The organism is Photobacterium lipolyticum, assembly GCF_003026475.1.
Lineage (GTDB): Bacteria > Pseudomonadota > Gammaproteobacteria > Enterobacterales > Vibrionaceae > Photobacterium > Photobacterium lipolyticum.
This window is the reverse complement of record NZ_PYMC01000006.1, coordinates 232,002-239,051: the sequence shown is the minus strand read 5'-3', so window position 1 is coordinate 239,051 and position 7,050 is coordinate 232,002. Positions and strand designations below refer to the sequence as shown.

Genomic DNA, 7,050 nt, shown 5'->3' with positions numbered 1-7,050 from the left:
TGGCTTTGTCGCTGGCCACCGAGATACTCGGCACCGCCGTATCCAGCGTAATGATCAGCTGGGTCGCCGCGGTATTCTTGTTGCCTGCCGCATCAATGAAGGTATTGGCTGCCACATCGATGGTGGCCGCCGCAGTACGAGCGGTATCAGGGGTAAAGGTCGCGCTGTAGCTGGTACCGCTACCTGCAAAGTCACTGAGGCTACCGCCGACGACGGTGATGTCCCCGACCGCAAAGTCTGGGCTGGCTTCGCTCAGGGTAAAGGTCAGGCTGGCCGTTTCACCGGCTTTCAGGCTGGCTTTGTCGCTGGCCACCGAGATACTCGGCACCGCCGTATCCAGCGTAATGATCAGCTGGGTCGCCGCGGTATTCTTGTTGCCTGCCGCATCAATGAAGGTATTGGCTGCCACATCGATGGTGGCTGCCGCGGTTCGGTCGCTGTCCGGGGTAAAGGTCGCCGTATACGTGGTGCCACTGCCGGCAAAGCCACTGAGACTTCCGCCTACGACGGTGATGTCCCCGACCGCAAAGTCAGGGCTGGCATCGCTCAGGGTGAAGGTCAGGCTGGCCGTTTCACCAGCTATCAGGCTCGGCTTAATGCTGGCGATGGTGATCGTTGGACTCTCATCGTCATCATTAATGGTATAGGTATGAACGGTATTGGTGCCGAGGCTGGCATTGGTTGGATTCGACAGGGTCACGATAACAGTTTCATTATCCTCGTCCAGCAGATCATTAACGATACCGGCGATGGTGATGTCGTTATTAACGTCACCCGCCGCAAGGGTCAAGGTGCCGTCGGCCAGGGTATAATCCGTGCCGCTACCACTTGCGGTACCGGTAACGGTGTAGTCAACCGTCACAGGCAAGCCACTGGAAGCCGAGAGATCCACTTGCAAGTCCGCACTGGCCAGGGCTTCCGAGCCGTTGGAACTCGTTGCAGTAAAGGCGACCGTCGGCGCGGCGTCATTATCGTTGATGGTGTAGGTATGGACCGTGTTGGTGCCCAATGTGGCATTGGTCGGATTGGACAGGGTTAGAATAACGGTTTCGTTATCCTCGTCCAGCAGATCATTGACGATACCGGCAATGGTGATGTTGTTACTGGTGTCTCCGGCGGCAATGGTTAAAATGCCGTTTACTAAGGTGTAATCTGTTCCACTACCCTCTGCCGTACCCGTTACCGTATAAGCAACTGTCACATCTCTACTGATTGCAGCAGAAAGGTCAACTTGTAAATTAGCACTGCTAACGGCTTCTGAACCGTTTGAGGAGACCGCATTAAAGGCGATCGTGGGAATGGACTCAACTGTAAAATTTAATATCGTATTGTCTACAATACCTGCATAGCTGTTTCCATTGCTGTCATCAATGAAAGTCGCAGCCAACTGAACAGCATAATTTGTTCCTTCTTCCAAATCACCGGAAGGATTCAAAGTAAGGGTGTTAGTTGAAATGGATGCTTGAGTTCCTGGTGAAGCTGCATCAATCATAACGTTACTTGAACCATCATCCAGGTCGATAATTTGAATATTACCGGTACCAAACACTATATTTTCACTGAAGGTTAAAGTGATATTGTCTGAGGCTGAAACACCACTCGCTCCATCAGCAGGTACTGATGAGCTTAACGTAGGATTATCCAGATCAACAGCGTGTACAGCCCCCGAGTTATAAGCATCAGGTGAAGTGTTAGCCGATGCATCTGCAATATTTGTTGAAGCCTTTAAATCAAGCCTCAATTGTCCCGTTCCACTGATACCATTCACTGTTACATTCATACTTGTACCGGAAGATGCACTTACTGAAGCGATGGAACCACTGGCATTACCAGAGTGGGCTAGGCTAAAGTCATCGGTACTCACGTTCACAACCGACTCGGTAAATATAACGACATAGGTGATTGACGTTTCCGTAGCAGCGGGAGAACCACTAATGCTTATACTGCTGATTTCGGGTTTTGTAACATCATTGACAGTTACCACTGCTTGAACAGCACCTGTACTCTCTGCACCGTTATTATCCTGAACTGTCGCAGTAAAAGCATTTAAAGTTCCATAAGCATTATTAGCAGGAGTCCAATAGGCATTGTTCGATGCATCAATGGTCTTATTAGTGGATGAGTTAAAGGAAGTAGCAGAACCTGAATCCGGACCAATATTTAATGATCCAGAACTTAAGGCGTTTACAATAAACGCATCAACTGTTCCATCAGCGTCTGCCTCATTACCCTGCGCTTTTAATTCAGCAAGAGTAATTTCTATTTCCGTATTTTGTGTGGTTGTTTCAACAACACTGGCAAAACTGGTTAAAGTTGGTACATCATTATTGGCATTAACCGTAATAGTAGAAGCTATTGCAAGAGCTGCTGTATCATCCCCACTGTTAGCCGTTCCACCACTGTCAGTTAAACTGGTAATGGTCACTATCCTGTCTAAAGTGTTTGGCGTATTACTGTTGTTTTGATAGGTAATCGCATTGATGAGGGTCTGCAAGTCAGAAGTACTTAGCGTACCTCCGCTTAGGCTTAGAGTTGCAGTTGTACCGACCACTGAAACACTGTAACTAAGCGAATTGACAGCTGTCGTACCAAAAGTACCATGTGTAAGCGCAATGGCTGTACCATCCAAATTTAATCTTTCATTGGATCCGTCATTTACATTAGTTACAGTCATGGTCAATGCACTGAGCGTCTGACCGCTTTCTACAGTGGAAGCCGATGCACTGCTGAATACAACAGCAGCACTACCATTCTCAGTAAATGTAGGGTTAGCTCCTGTTGCTGTCAAAGTCGGCTCATCGTTAACGGCTGTTACATCAAAACTAACCGAGGCAGTACTGGAAGACACTTTTCCATCATTGGTGGTAAAGGAGATTGTAGCGGCATTGGTGCCAGTTAGATTAGGTGTGGGTGTGAAAGTTGCAGCGTCAAGAGCAGCATTGATGTTATCTAGAGTGCCAGCAATGGTAAAACTTGCCGAACCGTTACCACTACCACCAAAGGTGATACCTGTAGTGCCGGTAGTAAGCGTTCCTCCGGTTACTGTAAATGTAACAGTCTGGACATCTCCGTCAGCATCTGTCACTTGAATATCATCGGCCAAAGCAACATTTGTGTCATCTTCAGTTACGGTGGGGGCACTTGGTGCTGTGCCTGTTGGGGTAGAATTCACTGCAGCACTAAAATCGACTTGAAGATTTTTAAACGTTACGTTGCTAATCGGCTGATTATTAACTGTGACGATTGTAAATTCTATTTTTGCTACTTTTCTTACGGTTGTCACTGAATTAAATATATCTGCGAGTTTAGAGTCAGTGGAAGAGGTCATTCTTGCTGCGTCTTTCAGTGAATCAAACGTTTTTATGGCCACATCAGCCGAGTTTTTAAAAACGACTTTGGTTCCTGTGGTCAAATCTATGTAGCTAGTAAACGAGTACACCCCCATTTCCACAAAATCAAATTGGGTTGCGTTGACTCCATCCACTTGAAATGTAAAAGTTTGTCCTGGGTGTGGGTTTTTATCAATAGTTGGATAGAGTAGTGGTCCGTCTGTTGAAAGGTTGCTGCTGTACGTTATCCTGTTGTCAGTAAACCCAATCGTTTCGGTCGCGGCATAAGCTTGACTAAAGTAGGCGACGCAAACAACAAGCCACAAGGTTAATATATTGCAAAACCGTAAATTGCACATATTTACTGTGTCCTTAAAATCAATCGATCTTCCGTTTACGTCAAGTCCGCACAACCAAGTAACTTCTGGCCAGGTATAACTTCTGGCCAGGTATAACTACCTGGCCATTTTCCAGAAATTAATTCCGACTTGGAAATATACCTTGCGTGCACATGATGTAATTAATACCCAGTGAGGGTTGCATAATACTGAATGGGTCTCCCCCTCCTGTCTGATCGACAGTGACTGAACCACCAGTAATACCACCGCTGCCGCCGGCAATATCGATGGTGACAGCATCGCCTGCCAGGGTTGTATCAGCGGATTTGGCGTATCCCTTTTCTACAGGGAGGGTATCTCTCCCTTGAACTATATTGCCGATTGCCCAATAGTTACCTGCAGGACTGTTTTCCGTACCTGTGCCTGAATTAGCTTTCACTGCTGCCGTAGCCGTTGGTGGGCTACTGGTGCTGGTAGTTGGTGAAAAGGTAGCGGCATGGCTATGCGTTGGTAATTGACTGATTTTCAATGCATTAATTTCATTACCTCGTCTTTCAGTCATGTTTATATTATCCCGTCCAGGCCCTCTCCCAACGCCAATCGGCACACGACCTCTCATATCTGGCAACGCAAAATTAGAGCGCCCATCACCTCCCCACATAGAGCCCAAAATAGCGTAAAGGACTTGATTTTCTGAAATAGTAATTAGTTGGCCACCACAGAATGCGAAATCCTTTGGCGCATAGTTCCCACCAAAAAACTTAATTGAACCCAGCATCTCTTCCATCGTCTGTTCTCCGTACTCTACTAGTTGAATTTCATACCCGTTTTTAGTCCAACAACTTGCGAAAAACGGTAACCATCAAACACACCTTCTGAATTGGCCACAATATCTAGCCGCACCGCACTTTCTTTTAAGGCAACATACACTCCTCTTTCTGGTGAAATATGAATGATGGTGCCGGGCTTCGCTCCGTAAGTAGGCATGACAGCAGCTGATACTTGTAAAAGCTGAGCACTAGCTCCACCCAGAGTTAAAATCGCGCCTCCGTAAATTGGATTCCCTGCTCGAACTTGATCACAAAGCGCTTTTACCGAGGTTAAGTACCAATTGATATTCAGATCAGATTGACTGACCCTCGGAGCCTTATTTGCGGGAGCACTTGCTTGTTTCAAACCAGGCGTTTTATTCCGATTCAGATCTAGCGCAAAAAGCTGTTCAAGCAGCAAAGGCATGTGCTGTATTACTTTTCCATACAGCGTCTGATGAGTGTCGAAATCGCTGATTCCTATCGGGTACTGAGCAAGAATATCTCCGCTATCTATTTCTTGAATCACGCGATGAGCGGTTAATAGCAGTTGTTTCTCGCCATTTCTGAGCTGCCAATAGACAGGATGAGGACCTCGATAATGAGGGAGTCCAGCTGCATGAAGGTTTACTGTGCCATAAGTAGCAAAATCAAATACGGTTTCCGATAGGATCTTTCCACAGTTAAAAACAATTAGTAGTTCCGTTTGCCAACTATCTAGGTATTCAACTGCTTTTTTATCATCGTTTTCAACATAGGCAACAGGAATAGAAAAAGCATCGAGTTGAGCTTCGAATTGAGCCAGCTCTTGTCCTTTAACGCCGTAAAGTAGTACGCCGTTTAAATAACCTTGTTGGCGCAACCAAAGTATCACTGGCAGCGAGCCGTAATTTGAAGTCACCATTGAGACTTTGTTTTTATACTCAGTTTCTTGAGTTTTCGCGTTGTTATCCATGCTGCCTCCTAAGCTAATGTGGGTAAAAAGCCGGGAGTACCACAGAGCTTGTAGTAAAACTTGATGTGGTCCCCGCTTTTCACTAACAGATCATCTGGCTCAGGTACTTTTGGTATGAAATCGATACAGATAGACATATCAGCTCGGGGATGACTAATTCCAGAATCATACTGTTCTATGTACTCATCACCGAATACATTAACGCTTGCCGTGGTTAGTAGGATTCTTTGATTGATATCAGACACACCTAGAGGAATTTGAACCTGTTCACATTCGATAATTTCGAAACCATCCCCGAGCGGCAATACAGACATGGTTCTCAGTTTATCCTGAGTCAGTGTAAACACATTACCGAGTTCAATACGATCCGCTTGGATTGACGGGTTAACTAATGTTGAATGACAGCGGGGTTGCTGTTGCCACTGATCATTGTATTCTCGCTGCCCCTTAGCCAAACAAGCATGAATCGTTATTTGCTCCGGCAACATCACACCCTCCTCAGCCATAAATTGACTAAGATGGCGGGCAAAGCTCACATGGCCTTCACGACTTAAACCATGCTGAAAAGCTTCCATTACCAAAATATCGATAGGCTGCTCTGACTGATAGTCCATGACATCAATGCATAGGATGGCTTTGATGTAATCACGAACGGCTAGATCGTCCACTAGTCGATTTAACATTTTTACCGCGCCAGGCTGAATATCGATCAAGGTGATGCTGAGCCGATCCGCGCTGACCCCTTGTTGAGCGCAATAACTCAACAACGGTAAGAGCAATGGAGCGAAAGGACCACAGGCGGGATACACCAGGTGTATTTGCTTTTCAGGGTTGTTCGCTATGCTCTTCGTTAAGGCCTGTTGTAACCCTCGGATAAATGCTTTAACTCGATAAATATCGTTTACGGTATGAATAGCATCGTCGACTGACATTACCTGGCCTGTCGCATTGATATAAGAAGTGTGCCGTTCACTTTCTGTTAAAGCCTGGTCTTTATAAATAGCTAAAAGAGCTTCTGAAGCACTGGTAAACAATTCAACCCAGTACTGATGTTCGGCATCAGGCGCATGTAGTAATGCCTCTGTTAAATCTTTAAAAGACGACCTCAATGTTGCTGCCAACTCACCTTGACTTGATATGTTCAAGGTTGAATCCAGTTTCGACCTTAATAATTGGTTAAAGAGTTTCTCCAGACTCGGATCTACTGAACTAAATTTTGTTGCCGACAAAGACTGTAACTCACGATATCTAGCCATAAGGGTCTACTTCTACATTAATTTGGTTTTTTAGTTATGTTCTTATTCGGTCATACTTCCTGTTACCAATTTCTATATATCAACCAAAAATTGATGTTCTGGTATTTCCAGCTGATTACGCAGCCAATCATTGGCAATACAATCAACCACGACATGAATGCGATCGGTTTTTCCTCGATGATAAACAGCATGCTCTTGATCGGCATTGAGATACCACAGCTCGCCTTCTGCCATGTGAATGGATTCACCCGCCACGGGAAATTGAATAGGAAGAGACAACAACTTGCGTCCAACATTTCACACCATCATGCATACTAAACCATACAGTATGGTTATGACAATTCAATCATGACAACAAATTTA

At 45.6% G+C, this 7,050-nt stretch carries 5 protein-coding genes; all 5 read right to left on the bottom strand.

What is annotated here, in order from left to right; genetic code table 11:
- The coding region (locus C9I89_RS10850) for a beta strand repeat-containing protein (protein ID WP_211315242.1) at nt 1-3,439 on the bottom strand (3,439 nt) is incomplete at its 3' end.
- A gap of 367 nt (nt 3,440-3,806) precedes the next feature.
- Nucleotides 3,807-4,454 carry a phage tail protein gene (locus C9I89_RS10845; RefSeq protein WP_107283363.1) on the bottom strand — a complete coding sequence of 216 codons (648 nt, stop codon included), beginning with the start codon at nt 4,452-4,454 and terminating at the stop codon, nt 3,807-3,809.
- 20 nt (nt 4,455-4,474) lie between these two features.
- Nucleotides 4,475-5,431 (bottom strand): methionyl-tRNA formyltransferase, encoded by a 957-nt coding sequence (locus tag C9I89_RS10840; protein WP_107283362.1) that lies wholly within the window; start codon nt 5,429-5,431, stop codon nt 4,475-4,477.
- An 8-nt stretch (nt 5,432-5,439) separates the two neighbouring features.
- On the bottom strand, nt 5,440-6,576 hold the full coding sequence (locus C9I89_RS10835) for an SAM-dependent methyltransferase (RefSeq protein WP_107283361.1): 1,137 nt from the start codon (nt 6,574-6,576) through the stop codon (nt 5,440-5,442).
- A 183-nt stretch (nt 6,577-6,759) separates the two neighbouring features.
- Nucleotides 6,760-6,966 carry an aspartyl/asparaginyl beta-hydroxylase domain-containing protein gene (locus tag C9I89_RS10830; protein WP_211315241.1) on the bottom strand — a complete coding sequence of 69 codons (207 nt, stop codon included), beginning with the start codon at nt 6,964-6,966 and terminating at the stop codon, nt 6,760-6,762.
- Nucleotides 6,967-7,050 lie beyond the last annotated feature (84 nt).

What these genes read in the sequence shown, in the direction of transcription:
- C9I89_RS10840 (WP_107283362.1), bottom strand. Translation starts at nt 5,431, where the DNA reads ATGGATAACAACGCGAAAACTCAAGAAACTGAGTATAAAAACAAAGTC.
- C9I89_RS10845 (WP_107283363.1), bottom strand. Translation starts at nt 4,454, where the DNA reads ATGGAAGAGATGCTGGGTTCAATTAAGTTTTTTGGTGGGAACTATGCG.